The organism is Streptomyces sp. MA5143a (assembly GCF_900290235.1).
GTDB lineage: Bacteria > Actinomycetota > Actinomycetes > Streptomycetales > Streptomycetaceae > Streptomyces.
The window spans coordinates 1-16,749 of the sequence record NZ_OLMK01000109.1; the positions used below are offsets into that span (position 1 = coordinate 1).

14 protein-coding genes are annotated in these 16,749 nt (G+C 71.2%); 13 read left to right on the forward strand and 1 reads right to left on the reverse strand.

Features of this window, described 5'->3' with window-relative positions; genetic code table 11:
* Positions 1-40 precede the first annotated feature (40 nt).
* From SMA5143A_RS36840 to SMA5143A_RS36900, 13 genes are all read left to right on the forward strand, one after another.
* The gene (locus tag SMA5143A_RS36840; protein ID WP_107467159.1) at positions 41-1,105 is read left to right on the forward strand and encodes a sugar ABC transporter substrate-binding protein; all 1,065 of its coding nucleotides are present in this window, start codon (positions 41-43) and stop codon (positions 1,103-1,105) included.
* Between the two features lie 44 nt (positions 1,106-1,149).
* On the forward strand, positions 1,150-2,712 hold the full coding sequence (locus tag SMA5143A_RS36845) for a sugar ABC transporter ATP-binding protein (protein ID WP_107467160.1): 1,563 nt from the start codon (positions 1,150-1,152) through the stop codon (positions 2,710-2,712).
* On the forward strand, positions 2,705-3,745 hold the full coding sequence (locus SMA5143A_RS36850) for an ABC transporter permease (RefSeq protein WP_107467161.1): 1,041 nt from the start codon (positions 2,705-2,707) through the stop codon (positions 3,743-3,745). Before SMA5143A_RS36845 ends, SMA5143A_RS36850 begins: the two co-directional genes overlap by 8 nt.
* Positions 3,746-3,839: 94 nt before the next feature.
* Positions 3,840-5,165: an L-fuconate dehydratase gene (locus tag SMA5143A_RS36855; protein ID WP_107467162.1), complete on the forward strand. Its 1,326-nt coding sequence runs from the start codon at positions 3,840-3,842 to the stop codon at positions 5,163-5,165.
* On the forward strand, positions 5,158-6,075 hold the full coding sequence (locus tag SMA5143A_RS36860) for an amidohydrolase family protein (protein ID WP_107467163.1): 918 nt from the start codon (positions 5,158-5,160) through the stop codon (positions 6,073-6,075). The genes SMA5143A_RS36855 and SMA5143A_RS36860 overlap by 8 nt, the downstream gene beginning before the upstream one ends.
* Positions 6,066-6,503 carry an RbsD/FucU domain-containing protein gene (locus SMA5143A_RS36865; protein WP_107467164.1) on the forward strand — a complete coding sequence of 146 codons (438 nt, stop codon included), beginning with the start codon at positions 6,066-6,068 and terminating at the stop codon, positions 6,501-6,503. Before SMA5143A_RS36860 ends, SMA5143A_RS36865 begins: the two co-directional genes overlap by 10 nt.
* The gene (locus tag SMA5143A_RS36870) at positions 6,500-7,543 is read left to right on the forward strand and encodes a zinc-dependent alcohol dehydrogenase (protein WP_107467165.1); all 1,044 of its coding nucleotides are present in this window, start codon (positions 6,500-6,502) and stop codon (positions 7,541-7,543) included. Before SMA5143A_RS36865 ends, SMA5143A_RS36870 begins: the two co-directional genes overlap by 4 nt.
* Complete coding sequence (locus SMA5143A_RS36875) at positions 7,540-8,301, forward strand: SDR family oxidoreductase (protein ID WP_107467166.1); 762 nt, start codon at positions 7,540-7,542, stop codon at positions 8,299-8,301. The genes SMA5143A_RS36870 and SMA5143A_RS36875 overlap by 4 nt, the downstream gene beginning before the upstream one ends.
* Positions 8,298-8,930, forward strand: a complete 633-nt coding sequence (locus SMA5143A_RS36880; protein ID WP_107467167.1) for a bifunctional 4-hydroxy-2-oxoglutarate aldolase/2-dehydro-3-deoxy-phosphogluconate aldolase — start codon at positions 8,298-8,300, stop codon at positions 8,928-8,930. The genes SMA5143A_RS36875 and SMA5143A_RS36880 overlap by 4 nt, the downstream gene beginning before the upstream one ends.
* Positions 8,927-9,964: a sugar kinase gene (locus tag SMA5143A_RS36885; RefSeq protein WP_107467168.1), complete on the forward strand. Its 1,038-nt coding sequence runs from the start codon at positions 8,927-8,929 to the stop codon at positions 9,962-9,964. The genes SMA5143A_RS36880 and SMA5143A_RS36885 overlap by 4 nt, the downstream gene beginning before the upstream one ends.
* Positions 9,965-10,008: 44 nt before the next feature.
* A complete protein-coding gene (locus SMA5143A_RS36890) occupies positions 10,009-11,055 on the forward strand; it encodes an aldo/keto reductase (RefSeq protein ID WP_107467169.1) in 1,047 nt (348 codons plus the stop codon).
* Positions 11,030-11,761, forward strand: a complete 732-nt coding sequence (locus tag SMA5143A_RS36895; protein ID WP_107467207.1) for a FadR/GntR family transcriptional regulator — start codon at positions 11,030-11,032, stop codon at positions 11,759-11,761. The genes SMA5143A_RS36890 and SMA5143A_RS36895 overlap by 26 nt, the downstream gene beginning before the upstream one ends.
* A 347-nt stretch (positions 11,762-12,108) precedes the next feature.
* A complete protein-coding gene (locus tag SMA5143A_RS36900; RefSeq protein ID WP_107467170.1) occupies positions 12,109-14,388 on the forward strand; it encodes a M4 family metallopeptidase in 2,280 nt (759 codons plus the stop codon).
* Positions 14,389-14,419: 31 nt separating this feature from the next.
* On the opposite strand, the gene SMA5143A_RS36905 is transcribed toward SMA5143A_RS36900, so the two are convergent.
* Positions 14,420-16,726, reverse strand: coding sequence for an MMPL family transporter (locus SMA5143A_RS36905; RefSeq protein ID WP_107467171.1), 2,307 nt, complete (start codon positions 16,724-16,726; stop codon positions 14,420-14,422).
* Between the last annotated feature and the right edge of the window lie 23 nt (positions 16,727-16,749).

The window sequence follows — 16,749 nt, forward strand, 5'->3', positions numbered from 1 at the left end:
GAAACATCTCCCGCTACGGGACCAGCGCGAGGAAACCCTCATGAGACTCAGAACAGCCCTCTGTTCCGCCGTATCCGCCCTGTCCGCACTGGCGCTGCTCAGTGCGTGCGGCAGCGGCTCCACCGACTCCTCGGCGTCGGGTGACAAGCCGCTGGTCGGCGTCGACTACCCGCGCTCCGACACCGACTTCTGGAACTCGTACATCAAGTACACGCCGGAGTACGCCAAGGAGCTGGGCCTCTCCCTGAAGACCACCAACTCGCAGAACGACGTCGCCAAGCTCACCGCAAACGCGCAGACGTTCATCAGCCAGGGCGTCAAGGGCCTCGCGATGGCCCCGCAGGACACCGCCGCCATCGCCCCGAGCCTGGCGCAGCTGGAGGCGAAGAAGATCCCCGTCGTCACCGTCGACACCCGCCCCGACAGCGGCAAGGTGTTCATGGTGGTGCGCGCCGACAACCGCGCCTACGGCGAGAAGGCCTGCCAGTTCCTCGGCACGAAGCTCGGCGGCAAGGGCAAGGTCGTGATGCTTCAGGGCGGTCTGGACTCCATCAACGGCCGTGACCGCACCGAGGCGTTCAACGAGTGCATGAAGAAGAACTACCCGGACATCACGGTGTTCGGCGAGGCCACCAACTGGGACGGCGCGGTCGCCGCGCAGAAGCTCCAGACCCGGCTGACCCAGCACCCGGACATCAAGGGCATCTACATGCAGTCCAGCTTCGCGCTGTCCGGGACCTTGCAGGTCCTCAAGCAGAAGGGTCTGCTGGTGGACCCGAAGGACAAGAAGCACGTGTTCGTCGTGTCCAACGACGGCATCCCCGAGGAGCTGAAGTCCATAGGCGCGGGCAAGATCGACGCCACGGTGTCCCAGCCGGCCGACCTGTACGCCAAGTACGCCCTCTACTACCTCAAGGCCGCGATCGACGGGAAGACGTTCAAGCCCGGCAAGACCGACCACGACAGCACCATCATCAAGGTCCGCGACGGCCTGCTGGAGGACCAGCTCTCCGCCCCGCTCGTCACCGCCGACGGCGGCTCCTACGGCGGTGTGCCCAGCGTCAAGAGCGACGACAAGTCGCTGTGGGGCAACAACCTCGGCTGATCCCTCACCGGAATGCGAAGGCTCACGAGAACAAGGCGGTTGAGATGAGCGACGGGGAGCGGACAGTCACCCCCGCGCCCGCCCCGGCGGACGGCGGACGGGCCCCCTCGGGCCCGCCCGTCGTCGAGGCGGCGGGCATAGTCAAACGATTCGGGCCGACCGTGGCCCTCGACGGCGCCCGGATCACCATCCGGCCCGGCGAGACCCACGCCCTCGTCGGCCGCAACGGAGCCGGCAAGTCGACCCTGGTGTCGGTACTCACCGGCCTCCAGGCCCCCGACGAGGGAACGGTGACCTTCGGTGGCCGGCCCGCTCCCCGGCTCAGCGACCGGGACGCCTGGCGGCGCCAGGTGGCCTGCGTCTACCAGAAGTCGACCATCATCCCCACCCTGACGGTCGCCGAGAACCTCTTCCTGAACCGGCACGACCGGGCCCGCGGCCGCCTCATCAGCTGGCAGGCCACCCGGCGCCGCGCACAGGAACTGCTGTCGACCTGGTCGGTGGACGTCGACCCGCAGACCCCCGCCGGGGAACTGGACGTCGAACAACGGCAGTTCGTGGAGATCGCCCGGGCCCTGTCCTTCGGGGCGCGGTTCATCATCCTCGACGAGCCGACCGCGCAACTCGACGGTGCCGCGATCAACCGCCTCTTCGACCGCATCCGCGATCTGCAACGCCAGGGCGTCACCTTCCTGTTCATCAGCCACCACCTCCAGGAGATCTACGAGATCTGCGACATGGTGACGGTCTTCCGCGACGCCCGGCACATCGTGACGGCGCCGGTCGCGGACCTCGGCCGGGCCGACCTCGTCGCCGCCATGACCGGTGAGGCCGCGACCGAGCGGCGCGCTGAACGGGCCGGCACCCTCGACGCCGCCGCCCCGGCCGCGTTGCATGTCAACGCCCTGCGGGGCGACGGCTACGACGACGTCACCTTCCGGGTCGGGGCCGGCGAGATCGTCGGCCTGGCGGGTGCCGCCGGCAGCGGACGAACCGAGGTCGCCGAGACCGTCGTCGGTCTGAGGGCCGCGGCGGCGGGCGAGGTGGAGATCGCCGGGAGCCGCCCCCGGCCGGGCAGTGTGCCCGCGGCGCTGGCCGCCGGTGCCGGGTTCGTCCCCCAGGACCGGCACCACCAGGGCTTCGTCCCCGACATGTCGATCGCGGACAACGCCACCCTTTCCGTTCCCCACCGGCTCGGCACGAACGGCTTCCTCAGCCGTGACCGACGCGACCGGCTGGCCGGCAACATGATCGAGAAGCTGGCGATCAAGACACCGGGACCCGAGCTGCCCGTCTCCGCGCTGTCGGGCGGCAACCAGCAGAAGGTCGTCATGGCCCGCGCCCTCGCTGACGACCCGCGCCTGCTGGTGCTGATCAACCCGACCGCGGGCGTGGACGTGCGCTCCAAGGAGTTCCTCCTCGGCAAGGTCGAGGAGACCGCGCAGACCGGCACGGGGGTGCTCATCGCCTCCGACGAACTCGACGACCTGCGCATGTGCGACCGGGTCCTGGTGATGTTCCAGGGCCGTGTGACCTCAGAGATCGCCCGCGGCTGGCACGACCACGAACTCGTGGCCGCGATGGAAGGAGTGGACCTCAATGCCTGAAACCGTCCTCGCGGACACAGCCGCCCAGGCCGTGGAACCCAAGCCCAGGCGGACGGCCCTGCTCGGCGGCCGGATCCCCCTGGCCCGGATGCGCGACCTCGCCCTCGTCCCGGCCATCGTGGTCATCGCGATCGTCGGACAGATCGTCAACCCGGTCTTCCTCCAGGCCGACAACCTCGTCAACGTCCTCCAGACGATGTCCGAGATGGCCCTGCTGGTCCTCGCCCAGACGATGATCCTGATCGTCAAGAAGATGGACCTGTCGCTGGAGTCCACCATGGGCCTCGCGCCCGGCGTCGCGGCCTGGCTGGTGGTCCCCACGGGCGCCGGCCACGGACTCGGGCTGCTGCCCGGCGCCTGGTCGATCCCGGTCACCCTCGCCGTGGGCGCGCTCGTCGGCGTGATCAACGCCCTGCTGATCATCCGGTTCGGCCTCAACGGCTTCATCGTCACCCTCGGCATGCTGATCGTGCTGCGCGGTGTCCTCACCGGCATCTCCGGCGGCCAGACCTTCTTCCAGCTGCCCGGGTCGATGCTCTACCTCGGCACCGCCGAATGGTTCGGGATGCCCGCCTCCATCTGGATCTGCCTGGCGCTGTTCGCCGTCGCGATCGTCGTCCTCGGCTGGACCGGTTTCGGCCGCTCCCTGTACGCCATCGGCGGCAACGTGGACGCGGCGAAGGCGGCGGGCATCCGCACCGACCGGGTGCTGTGGATCGTCATCGTCGCCGGCAGTGTGCTCGCCGCGCTCGCCGGGCTGATGCTCTCCGGGCGTCTCGCCTCGGTCGCCTCCGCGCAGGGGAACGGCTACATCTTCACCGTCTTCGCCGCCGCCGTCATCGGCGGGATCAGCCTCAACGGCGGCAAGGGCACCATGTTCGGCGCGTTCTGCGGCATCCTGCTGCTCTTCATGATCCAGAACGTGCTCACCCTCGCCGGCGTCCCCGCCCAGTGGATCGGCGCCCTCAACGGCCTGATCATCCTGGTCGCCCTCGCCATCTCCCGCATCACCGGCGGCAAGGTCCAGGAGTGACCCGGGCGGCCGTCGCCGGCCGCCCGACCTCCGCCGCGTTCACGTCTCGTCGCAAGGGGACCGATCCCCCTTGCCCCTCACAGGAGTTGCCGCCATGTCCTCCACCGTGCCCTCATCCGCCCGCATCACCGCCCTGGACGTCCTGGACGTGCGGTTCCCCACCTCCGAACACCTCGACGGCTCCGACGCCATGAACCCCGAGCCCGACTACTCCGCCGCGTACGTCGTCCTGCGCACCGACGCCGGTGACGGGCTGGAAGGACACGCCCTGGCCTTCACCACCGGCCGCGGCAACGATGTCCAGGCCGCCGCCATCGCGGCCCTCGCCCCCCATGTGGTCGGCCTGTCCGTCGAGGAGGTCTGCGGCGATCTCGGGGCCTTCTCCCGCACCCTCGTCCACGACCCCCAACTGCGCTGGCTCGGCCCGGAGAAGGGCGCCATCCACATGGCGACCGGAGCCGTCGTCAACGCGGCCTGGGACCTCGCCGCCAAGCGGGCCGAAAAGCCCGTGTGGCGCTTCCTCGCCGAGATGACGCCCGAGGAACTGGTCGCGCAGGTCGACTTCCGCTGGCTGTCCGACGCCCTCACCCCCGAGGAGGCACTTCAGATCCTGCGCCGCGCCGAGCCGGGCCGCCAGCAGCGGATCGCCCACCTGCTGGAACGGGGCTACCCCGCCTACACCACCACCCCCGGCTGGCTCGGCTACTCCGACGAGAAGCTGTCCCGCCTGGCCCGCGAGGCCGTCGCCGACGGCTTCACCCAGATCAAGCTGAAGGTCGGCGCGGACCTCCAGGACGACATCCGCCGCATGCGCACCGCCCGCGAGACCGTCGGCCCGGACATCCGCATCGCCGTCGACGCCAACCAGCGGTGGGACGTCCAGCCCGCCATCGACTGGATGCGCGAGCTGGCCCCCTACGACCCGTACTGGATCGAGGAGCCCACCTCCCCCGACGACATCCTCGGCCACGCCGCCGTCCGCAAGGCGCTCACCCCCATCAAGGTCGCCACCGGCGAACACGTCGCCAACCGGGTCGTGTTCAAGCAGCTCCTCCAGGCCGGCGCGGTGGACATCGTGCAGATCGACTCCGCGCGGGTCGGCGGCGTCAACGAGAACCTCGCCATCCTGCTGCTCGCCGCGAAGTTCGGCGTACCGGTCTGCCCGCACGCCGGCGGGGTGGGCCTGTGCGAGATGGTCCAGCACCTGTCGATGTTCGACTACGTCGCCGTCTCCGGCACCACCGAGGACCGCGTCATCGAGTACGTCGACCACCTGCACGAACACTTCGTCGACCCGGTGCGCATCGCCGACGGCCACTACCTGGCGCCGACGCTGCCGGGGCTCGGCGCGCAGATGCACCCCGCCTCCCTCAAGGAGTACACCTACCCCGACGGCCCGGTCTGGTCGGCCCGTGTCTGAGGTGCCCGGGCTGGTCGACGCCCACCACCATGTGTGGGACCTCGACCGCCGCCCCCAGCCCTGGCTGAGCGAGCCGGGCCACGCGCCGATCCACCGAAGCTTCGGCACGGATGACCTGCGATCGGCCGCGACCCGGCCGATCGCAGGGCGGCGGCTGCGGCGCACCGTCGTCGTCCAGTGCGTCACGTCCGTGCCGGAGACCCGCGAACTCCTCGCGCTGGCCGAGCGGGACCCCCTGGTCGGCGCGGTCGTCGGCTGGGTCGACCTGACCGCACCGGCCGTCGGCGACGTCCTCGACGAGCTGCGGGCCGGCCCCGGTGGCGGGTGTCTGCGGGCCGTACGCCATCTCGTCCAGGGCGAGTCCGACCCCCGGTGGTTGCAACAGCCTTCCGTGGAGCGGTCGTTGCGTGCGGTGCGGGAGCGCGGGCTGGCGTACGACATCCTCATCCGTGATCACCAGTTCGACCAGGCGGTGCGGCTGGCCGAGCGTCTCCCCGATCTGCCGGTCGTCCTCGACCACGCGGGCAAACCGCCCATCGCCGCAGGTGAACTCGGTGCCTGGGAGCAGGGGCTGAGGCGGCTCGCCGCCCATCCGCAGGTGCGGTGCAAGGTCTCCGGTCTGGTCACGGAGGCCGACCACGAGAAGTGGACCGTCGAGGACATCCGGCCGGTGTGGGAGTTGTTGCTCTCCGTCTTCGGCCCCGACCGGCTGATGTTCGGCTCGGACTGGCCGGTGTGCGTCCTCGCCGGCGACTGGAACGCGTGGGCGGCGACCGTGGAGGAACTGCTCGACGGCTGCTCCGCGACCGAGACGGAGGCGATCCTCGCCGGCACCGCGACCGCCTTCTACGGCCTCGATCCCCTTGAACCACCCACCCCCGAGAGGAAGGAGGGAACATCGTGCTCCTGACCGATCTGCTGCACCCCGGCATCCTGCAAGCGCTGGCCGGCGCCGGCCACGGTGCCCGTGTGCTGCTCGCCGACGGCCACTACCCGGCGAGCACCGCCACCGGCGACCGGGCGAGGACCGTGCACCTGAACCTGGCCCCCGGGCTGCTGGACGTCACCACCGTTCTCGACGTCCTGCTGACCGCGCTGCCCGTGGAGTCGGCCCAGGTGATGGTGCCGCCCGAGGGCGAACCGGAACCACCGGCCATCGCCGAGTACCGCGCGCGTCTGGCGCCCGCCCCGGTGGAGGCCCTCGACCGGTTCGCGTTCTACGACGCCGCCCGCTCCCCCGACCTGGCGCTGGCCGTCGTCACCGCCGACATCCGCACCTACGCCAACCTGCTGCTGACCATCGGCGTCCGCGCCGTAAAGACCCCGGGAACGCCATGACACTCGCCGTCCGCTACACGGCCGCCCGTACCCTGGACACCGCTCCCGCACCGAGTGTGCCCCCGGGCTCCGGCGAGGTGGTACTGGCCCCCGCCTACGTCGGTATCTGCGGCACCGACCTGCACATCTTCCACGGCGACATGGACGCCCGCGTCGCCACGCCCGCCGTCCTCGGGCACGAGATGTCCGGCCGGATCGTCGGGGTCGGCCCCGACGTGGAAGGCTGGCAGGTCGGCGACGCGGTGACCGTGATGCCGCTGCGCTGGGACGACACCTGCCCCGCCTGCCGGGCCGGTCACCAACACGTCTGCCAGCACCTCGACTTCATCGGCATCGACTCCCCCGGCGCCATGCAGCAACGCTGGACCGTACCCGCCGCCACCCTGATCCGCCTCCCGGAATCACTCCCCCTGGACCGGGCCGCGCTGGTGGAGCCCACCGCGGTGGCCGTGCACGACGTCGGCCGGGCGCAGGTCGGCGAGGGCGAGAAGGTCGTGGTCGTCGGCGGCGGTCCGGTCGGAGTGCTGATCGCACTGGTCGCGCAGGCCGCCGGGGCCGAGGTGCGGGTGGTGGAGCTCAGCGCCCACCGCCGTGCGCTGGCCGAGGGACTGGGGCTGACCGTCTGGGACCCGGCCGCCGACGACATCGGCACCCTCGTCGGCACATGGACCGCCGACGCGGGCGCCGACGTCGCGTTCGAGGTGTCCGGTGCGGCCGGCGGTGTGGACACCGCCGTCGAGGTGCTGGGAGTGCGGGGCCGGCTGTGCCTGGTCGCCATCCACCCCCGGCCCCGCGAGGTGAACCTGCACCGCTTCTTCTGGCGCGAACTCACCCTCGTCGGAGCCCGGTTGTACGACCGCTCCGACTTCGAGAAGGCCGTCGCCCTGGTCGCGGACGGCACCATCCCCGCCGACCGGCTGATCAGCAAGGTCGTCCCCCTCACCCAGGCACCCGCCGCGTTCGAGGCGCTGGAGGGCGGCGGTGACGTGATGAAGATCCTCGTGGACTGCACCGACGACACCCAGGGAGCGGCCGTATGAGCGCCTTCGACCTCACCGGCAAGCTCGCCGTCGTCACCGGCGCCCGCCGCGGTATCGGCCGGGCCATGGCCCGCGCCCTCGCCGAAGCCGGAGCCGACATCATCGGAGTCAGCGCCAGCCTGGAGGAATCCGGCAGCGACGTGGAGAAGGACGTCAACGCCGCGGGCCGCACCTTCGAGGCGATCCGCGCCGACTTCGCCGACCCCGACGCCGTCCGCGCCCTGGGCGCGGAGCTGGCCGGCCGGGAGCGCCCCGTGGACATCCTGGTCAACAACGCGGGCACCATCCGCCGCGCCCCCGCGGCCGAACACACCGACGCTGACTGGGAGTTGGTGCTCCAGGTCAACCTGAGCGCCCAGTTCGCCCTCACCCGCGCCGTCGGCGCCGGCATGGTCGCCCGCGGCCAGGGCAAGGTCATCTTCACCGCCTCCCTGCTCAGCTACCAGGGCGGCATCACCGTCCCCGGCTACACCGCCGCCAAGCACGGCATCGCCGGGCTGACCAAGGCCCTCGCCAACGAATGGGCACCGCACGGCGTCAACGTCAACGCCATCGCCCCCGGCTACATCGCCACCGACAACACCCAGGCCCTCCAGGACGACCCCGTCCGCAGCAAGGCGATCCTGGAGCGCATCCCCGCCGGACGCTGGGGCAGCGCCGACGACCTCGCGGGTGCCACCGTCTTCCTGGCCTCCGACGCCGCCGCCTACGTCCACGGCACCACCCTGCCCGTCGACGGCGGATGGCTCGGCCGATGACCGGCACCCACCTCGCGGGCGTCCTCGACGGCTGCCGCATCATGCCGGTGCTGACCGTGCCCGACCCCGGCACGGCCGGCCCGCTCGCCGACGCGCTCGCCGCGGGCGGCGCGCGGTGCGCTGAGGTCACCTTCCGCACGCCGGACGCGGCGCAGGTCCTGAAGACGATGGCCACGCACGGTGGCCTGGTCGTCGGTGCCGGGACCGTGCTCACCGCCGAGCAGGCGGAACGGGCGGTGGCGGCGGGCGCGCGCTTCGTCGTCTCCCCCGGTTACGAGGGGGACGTCGTCGCGCGCTGCCGCGAGCTGGGGGTGCCCGTCGTGCCGGGCATCGCCACCGCGACCGAGCTGATGCGCGCCCTCGCGGCGGGCCTCGACACCGTCAAGCTCTTCCCCGCCGAGCCGCTCGGCGGGGGCGCGCTGCTGCGGGCTCTGGCCGCCCCCTTCCCCGGGGTGCGTTTCGTGCCGACCGGCGGCATCGGCCTCGACCGGATGTCCGACTATCTCGCCCATCCGGCGGTCCTCGCCGTCGGCGGCAGTTGGATGGCCACGCCGGGCCATCTGGAGCGCGGCGACTTCGCGGGGATCCGCCGGCTGACCGCCGAGGCCGTGGAGAGGAGTGCCCGGTGATCGACGTGCTGGCCCTGGGCGAGGTGATGCTGCGCTTCGACCCGGGTGAGGGGCGTATCCGCACCACCCGCACCTTCCAGGTGTGGGAGGGCGGCGGCGAGTACAACGTCGTACGCGGACTGCGCCGCTGCTTCGGACTGCGTACGGCCGTCGTCACCGCCCTCGCCGACAACGCGGTGGGCCGGCTCGTCGAGGACCTCGTCCTCCAGGGCGGCGTCGACACCTCGCTGATCCGCTGGGTGCCCGACGACGGCATCGGCCGCACCGCCCGCAACGGCCTGAACTTCGTCGAGCGCGGCTACGGCATCCGCGGCGCCCTCGGCGTCAGCGACCGCGCGCACACCGCGGTCTCCCAGCTGCGCAAGGGCGACATCGACTGGGACACGCTGTTCGCGTCCGGGCCCCGCTGGTTCCACACCGGGGGCATCTTCGCCGGCCTGTCCGACACCACCGTCGACGTCGCCGACGAGGCCATGGCCGCCGCCCGCCGCCACGGCGTCACCGTCTCCTACGACCCCAACTACCGCCCCAGCCTCTGGGCGGGCCGCGGCGGTGCCGACCGGGCCCGCGAGGTCGACCTGCGGCTCGCCCGGCACGCCGACGTGGTGGTGGGCGCCCTCGGTCTGGCCGGACCGTACCCGGGAGCGGTGCGGGTCGGCCGGGACGAGGTGCCCGACGCGCTCGCCGAGGTCGCCGGCCGGCTGCCGTCGGCGCGGGTGCTGGCGACGACCCTGCGCGCGGTGCCGTCGGCGGGCGTGAACGACTGGTCCTCGGCGGCCTGGTCGCCGACGGACGGTTTCGTCGCGGGCCCCGACCTGCCGGGCCTTCAGGTCCTGGACCGCATCGGCTCCGGCGACGCGTTCGCCGCCGGTCTCATCCACGGGCTGCTCACCGGCACCGGCCTGGAGCGCGCCCTCGCCTACGGCACGGCGCACGGGGCGCTCGCCATGACCACACCGGGTGATGTCTCCATGGCGTCGCTCGCGGAGGTCGAGGCGCTCATGGCCGGTGGCTCGGCCGCCGTCCGGCGCTGACCGGCGCCCCGTCCCCTCCGCAACCCCGCCTCCAGGAGCACGTCGTGCACAACCGCAGGATCGCGAACACCTCCATCGAGGTCACCGAGCTGGGCTTCGGTGCCTCCGTCATCGGCAACCTCTACCGGGTCACGCCGGTCCAGGACGCGGCGGCCGCCGTCCGGACCGCCCTGGACGCGGGCCTCAACTACTTCGACACCGCGCCCCACTACGGGCTCGGACTGTCCGAGCGGCGCCTCGGAGCCGCTCTGCGGGGCCTGCCCCGCGAGCGGTACGTCGTCTCCTCCAAGGTGGGCCGCCTCCTCGTACCCAACGAGCGGCCGCGGGGTGTCGACAGTGAGGGGTTCGTCGTCCGGGACGACCTGCGCCGCGCGTGGGACTTCAGCCGCGACGGCGTCCTGCGCTCCATCGACGCCACCCTGGAACGGACCGGCCTCGACCGGCTCGACGTCGTCTACCTCCACGACCCCGACGACCACTGGCGGCAGGCCGCCGACGAGGCCATGCCCGCCCTCGCCGACCTGCGCGACCAGGGAGTCGTCGGAGCGATCGGCGCCGGTATGAACCAGTCGGCCATGCTCGCCCGCTTCCTGCGCGAGACCGCCGCCGACGTCGTGATGCTCGCCGGCCGCTACACGCTCCTCGACCAGTCCGCCCTCGACGACGTCCTGCCCGCCGCCGTCGAGCACGGCAGGAGCGTGGTCGCCGTCGGCGTGTTCAACTCGGGTCTGCTGTCACGGGACCGCCCGGCCCCCGGCATGAAGTACGACTACGCGGACGCCCCACCGCACCTCGTCGACCGGGCGCGGGAGATCGCCGAGGTCTGCGAGAGCCATGGGACGACCCTGCCCGCCGCCGCCATCGCCTTCCCCTTCAGCCATCCCAGTATCATCAACGTCACCCTGGGAATGAGGAGCGAGGAGCAGGTCAGGCGGAACGTGGACCTGTACCGTCGGCGGGTGCCCGAAGGCCTCTGGGACGACCTTCGCGCCAGGGGACTGATCAGACCGGACGTACCCACGCGGAACAGCGCGGAGCACACTCCGGAGACGGAAGGGGTGGGCGTTGTCTCTGACGGACCGGGCCATTGAGCAGATTCGCGAGCTGATCCGCACCGGCGCGCTGCCGCCGGGCTCCAAGCTTCCGCCCGAACCCGAGCTGGCCGCGCAGCTGGGCCTGTCGCGCAACCTGGCGCGCGAGGCCGTCAAGGCGCTCGCCGTCGCCCGTGTCCTGGAGGTGCGGCGGGGCGACGGCACCTATGTGACCAGCCTCCAGCCCAGCCTGCTGCTCGAAGGTCTCGGTGGCGCGGTGGAGCTGCTACAGGGCGACACGGTGGCGTTGCTGGACCTGATGGAGGTGCGCCGGCTCCTCGAACCGGTCGCGACGTCCCTGGCCGCCACCCGGATCACCGACGAGCAACTGGCGGAGGTGAAGCGGCATCTGGACGCCATGCGCGCGGCGCGCGACGACGTCGAGCAGTTGAACGCGCACGACGCCGCGTTCCACCGCGCCGTCGTCGCGGCCACGGGCAACGAGACGCTGCTCACGCTGCTGGAGGGCATCTCGGGCCGTACGCTGCGCGCCCGTATCTGGCGCGGTCTGGTGGACGACCAGGCCTCGGGGCGCACCCTCGCGGAACACGAGGCGATCTTCGAGGCCCTGTCGTCCCGTGACGCCGTCCTCACTCACGCCGCCGCGCTGATGCATGTGAACCACACCGAGCAGTGGCTGCGCGACCACCTCAGGAACGCCGACTCCCTGGAGGACGGCCCGCAGTCGCCGCCCGTCCAGGGCTGACGCCGAACGCCCACGCTCCGCCGTCCGTGCCGGGCCCCCGACGGCACGGACGGCACGGACGGCACTCCGGGTCGCACCGTCCGCTCCTCGAACGCCGTGGGGGTCGATTCCGGGTCCGCCGTGGTCAGCCCGTCGGCGACCACTCGATAATCGAACAGTTTCCGGCCAAAGACTTGATATGCCCCTGACATAAGCGGCTCACGTCTGTCACTCTGTGCCCACTCCGTCTCACGACGGAGCACGCGCACCCGCAACGCAGCTCTCCCTGCACCACCCGGCGCCCCATCCGTGCACCGGGTCCTTCGTACGGCCGTTCGTCCAACGTCGGCCGCAGCAAAGGAGTTCGCGTGAGATCCACCCCCCACAGACGTACAACGGCCATGGCCACGCTCGTCGTCGCGACAGCGATGCTCGCGGTGGCGGTACCGGGCGGCTCGGCCAGCGCCCGCGGTGACGGCGGCGAAGGCACCGCCCGTCCCGTGGCCGCCAAGCTCGACCGCGGGTCCCTGCCCGCGAAGCTGAGCCCCGCTCAGCGCGAGACCCTGATCCGCAAGGCCGAGAAGGCCACGGACAGCACCGCCGACCGCCTCGACCTGGGCGGAAAGGAGGAGCTGCGGGTCCGTGACGTCGTCAAGGACGCCGACGGCACCCTGCACACCCGCTACGAGCGCACCTACGCCGGACTTCCCGTCCTCGGCGGCGACCTCATCGTCCACGCGTCGAAGTCCGGCGCGGTCGAGAGCGTCACCCGTTCCTACAAGCCCCGGCTGAAGGTGTCGGACCTCAGCGCCGCGGTCAGCAAGGCCAGCGCCGAGAAGCAGGCGCTCAAGGCGGCCAAGGACGAGGGCTCGGCCAAGACCGAGGCGGACAGCGTCCGCAAGGTCGTCTGGGCCGCGAAGGGCACGCCCACCCTCGCCTACGAGACCGTCGTCAGCGGCTTCCAGCACGACGACACCCCGAGCGAGCTGCACGTCATCACCGACGCGCAGACCGGCAAGAAGCTGTTCGACTACGAGGCCGTGCACACCGGCACGGGCAACACCCGCTACAGCGGCTCGGTGGCGCTCGGCACCAGCCAGTCGGGGTCGTCGTACACGCTGACCGACGCGGACCGCGGCAACCACCGCACCTACAACCTGAACCGGGGCTCGTCCGGGACGGGCACGCTGTTCAGCGGAAGCGACGACATCTGGGGCGACGGGACCGCCGCCAACCTGGAGACCGCCGGCGCGGACGCGCACTACGGTGCCGCGCTGACCTGGGACTACTACAAGAACGTGCACGGCCGCAACGGCCTGCGCAACGACGGGGTGGCCCCGTACAGCCGCGTCCACTACGGCAACAACTACGTCAACGCGTTCTGGCAGGACGGCTGCTTCTGCATGACGTACGGCGACGGGTCGGGCAACGCCAACCCGCTCACCTCCATCGACGTGGCCGCGCACGAGATGACGCACGGTCTGACGTCGGTCACCGCCAACCTCGTGTACAGCGGTGAGTCGGGCGGGCTGAACGAGGCGACCTCCGACATCTTCGCCGCCGCCGTGGAGTTCGCCGCCGGCAACAGCGAGGACGTCGGGGACTACCTGGTCGGCGAGAAGATCAACATCAACGGCGACGGCACGCCGCTGCGTTACATGGACAAGCCCAGCAAGGACGGCTCCTCGCGCGACTACTGGTCCTCCACGCTCGGCAACATCGACGTCCACTACTCCTCGGGCCCGGCCAACCACTGGTTCTACCTGGCCTCCGAGGGCAGCGGCGCGAAGGTCGTCAACGGCGTCTCCTACGACTCGCCGACCTTCGACGGGCTGCCGGTGACGCCGATAGGCCGGGAGGCCGCCGAGAAGATCTGGTTCCGGGCGCTGACCACGTACATGGTGTCCGCGACCAACTACGCCGCCGCGCGCACCTACACCCTGCGCGCGGCCGCCGACCTGTACGGGCTCGGCTCGCCGACGTACAACAACACCGCCAACGCCTGGGCCGCGATCAACGTCGGGTCCCGGATCCTCGACGGCGTGACGGTCGTTCCGCCGGCCGCGCAGTACAGCCTCACCGGGCAGGCGGTCACCCTGGACGTCCAGGCGTCGTCCACCAACGCCGGTGCCCTGTCGTACGCGGCCACCGGTCTGCCGGACGGGCTGTCCATCGACGCGGCCACGGGACGCATCTCGGGCACCCCGACCACGGCCGGGAACTGGACGCCGACCGTCACCGTGACGGACGCGGCCGACAAGACCGGGAAGGCGAGCTTCGCCTGGCGGGTGGACGAGGAGGGCAACCAGTCGGTCTTCGAGAACACCGCCGACTACCAGATCCCCGACAACTCCACCGTCGAGTCACCGATCAACGTCAACCGGGCGGGGGCCGCGTCCAACCCGCTCACCGTGGACGTGAACATCGTCCACACCTGGCGCGGTGACCTGGTCATCGACCTCGTCGCTCCGGACGGCACAACGTACCGGCTGAAGAACTCCGCGTCCTCCGACTCGGCGGACAACGTGATCGAGACGTACACGGTGGACGCGTCCTCCGAGACCGCCGCGGGCACCTGGAAGCTGCGCGTCCAGGACGTGGCGAGCCTCGACACCGGTTACATCAACAGCTGGAAGCTGACCTTCTGACAGAGCGACACCTCGCTCTGCGACAGGTCGGTCAGGCGGTCGGTCCCTGCTTCACCGGGGCCGGCCGTTCCGCCGTGCCGCCCTCGGCGTCGATGTGCGGCAGCACGCGGTCCAGCCACCGCGGGGTCCACCAGGCGCGGCTGCCGAGCAGGGTCATCACCGCGGGGACCATGAGCAGGCGGACGACCGTCGCGTCGATCAGGACGCTCACGGCGAGGCCGAGGCCGAGCATCTTCACCACGATGTTGTCGCTCACGATGAACGCGGCGAACACGCTGACCATGATGAGCGCGGCACACGTGATGACGCGCGCGGTGATCTCCAAGGCGTGGGCGACGGAGGCGCGGGCGTCCCCGGTGCGCTGCCAGGCCTCGTGGACACGGGAGAGGAGGAAGATCTCGTAGTCCATGCTGAGGCCGAAGATGATGGCGAACATCATCATCGGGACGTAGCTCTCGATGGGCACCTTGCCGTTGACGCCGAGGGCCGGGCCGCCCCAGCCCCACTGGAAGACGGCGACGACCACCCCGTACGAGGCCCCGATGGACAGGACGTTGAGGACCGCCGCCTTCAGCGCGACGAGCGGACCGCGGAAGACGGCGAGGATGATCAGGAAGGCGAGGGCGACGACCACGGCGATGATGACGGCCAGCCGGCTCGCCACGATGTCGCGGAAGTCGACCTGGGACGCGGTGGTGCCGGTGACATAGCCCTCGGCCTTGGTGCCGGAGACCGCGCCGGGCAGGGTGTCGTCGACGAGGCGGTTCACCAGGTCCGTGGTGTCGGCGTCCTGGGGGGACTGAGTGGAGTAGACCGTGCCGACCAGGACGTCCCCGTCCTGGGTGGGGGTCAGTGGCGTGACCGCGTACGCGCCCTTCACGTCGTCGAGGTCCTTCTGCACGGTGCTCTGCAGGGACTGCCGGTCGGAGGACGGGACGGACGTCTGGTCGACGACGACGGTGAGGGGCCCGTTGGAGCCGGGCCCGAAGGCGTCAGTCATCAGGTCGTAGGCGCGCCGGTCGGTGAAGGAGGTGGGGTCGGCGCCGTCACCGATGTGGCCGAGCTGCATGGAGAAGACGGGGATCGCGAGGATCGCGACGGTCACCACACCGGCCGACAGGAACCACCAGGGGTGGTGCTCCACGCGCTGGGCGTAGCGGTGCCAGGTCCCGGTGATCTCCTCGCCCTCCTGGACGCCGGTCTCCGCGACGGGACGACGCACGTGGTAGCGGTCGATGCGTCGGCCGATGAGGCCGAGCAGGGCCGGGAGCAGGGTGAGGGCGCCGGCGATCGCGGAGACGACGGTCGTCGCGGCGGCGAGCCCCAGCTTGCCGATGAAGCTCACCCCGGACGCGTACAGCCCGGCGAGGGCGACGATCACCGTGCAGCCGGAGACGAGGACGGCGTGCCCGCTGGTGGAGGTGGCCCGGCCGGCGGCCCGCACCGGGTCGGCGCCGTCCATGAGGGCCTGCCGGTGACGGGTGATCAGGAACAGGGCGTAGTCGATGCCGACGCCGATGCCGATCATGGTGGCCAGGGTCGGCGAGACGGTGGCGAAGGTGAACGCGGCGGCCAGCAGACCGAGGCAGGCCAGACCGCCGACCACGCTGAGCAGCGCGGTCACCAGGGGCAGACCGGCCGCGATGACACTGCCGAAGCCGATCAGCAGGACGACGATCGCCACGCCGAAGCCGATGAGTTCGCTGACCCGGTCGTCGGGGGCGGGCCGGGCCAGTTCGCCGAGTGGACCGCCGTACTCGACCTCGGCGCCCGCGGACCTCAGCGGCTGCACCGCGTCGTCGACACCGTGGAGGTAGCTGTCCTGGAGGGTCGACGGCTGTACGTCGAAGCGGATGGTGATGTACGCGGTCTTCTGGTCCGAGGACAGCGGGCCGACATTCGGCTGCTTCGACTGGTCGGACTGGCCCGACTGGTCCGACTGGTCCGACGACTGGGAGGAGGCCGTGGTGAGGGGGTTCTGCACCGACAGCACGTGCGACAGTTTCTGCAGGTCGTCGACCGTGTCGGACATCTGGGAGCCGAGCTGGGTCAGCGGCTTGTCCTTGTCGTGGACGACGATCTGGCTGCTGTAGCCGCCGGCCTGGGGATCGTGCGCCTTCAGTACGTCCAGGCCCTTCTGGGACTGCACGCCGGGCAGGGAGAAGTTGTCCGAGTAGTCGCCGCCGAACGAGCGGTTGAGGACCTGGAGGGCCGCCAGCACCACCAGCCAGGCGACGATCACGATCACGAAGTGACGGGCGCACCACTCGCCGAGTCCGCGCAGCCCGCCGGTACCGCTCGTGCCGCCGCCCTTGCCGTGGGAACGCCGTGCGCTCATCTCTCTCCCTGGGGACGATCTCC

Excerpts from the sequence above, each read along its gene's own strand:
- SMA5143A_RS36875 (WP_107467166.1), top strand. The coding sequence starts at position 7,540 with ATGAGCGCCTTCGACCTCACCGGCAAGCTCGCCGTCGTCACCGGCGCC.
- SMA5143A_RS36850 (WP_107467161.1), top strand. The coding sequence starts at position 2,705 with ATGCCTGAAACCGTCCTCGCGGACACAGCCGCCCAGGCCGTGGAACCC.
- SMA5143A_RS36845 (WP_107467160.1), top strand. The coding sequence starts at position 1,150 with ATGAGCGACGGGGAGCGGACAGTCACCCCCGCGCCCGCCCCGGCGGAC.
- SMA5143A_RS36870 (WP_107467165.1), top strand. The coding sequence starts at position 6,500 with ATGACACTCGCCGTCCGCTACACGGCCGCCCGTACCCTGGACACCGCT.
- SMA5143A_RS36855 (WP_107467162.1), top strand. The coding sequence starts at position 3,840 with ATGTCCTCCACCGTGCCCTCATCCGCCCGCATCACCGCCCTGGACGTC.
- SMA5143A_RS36880 (WP_107467167.1), top strand. The coding sequence starts at position 8,298 with ATGACCGGCACCCACCTCGCGGGCGTCCTCGACGGCTGCCGCATCATG.
- SMA5143A_RS36905 (WP_107467171.1), bottom strand. The coding sequence starts at position 16,726 with ATGAGCGCACGGCGTTCCCACGGCAAGGGCGGCGGCACGAGCGGTACC.
- SMA5143A_RS36840 (WP_107467159.1), top strand. The coding sequence starts at position 41 with ATGAGACTCAGAACAGCCCTCTGTTCCGCCGTATCCGCCCTGTCCGCA.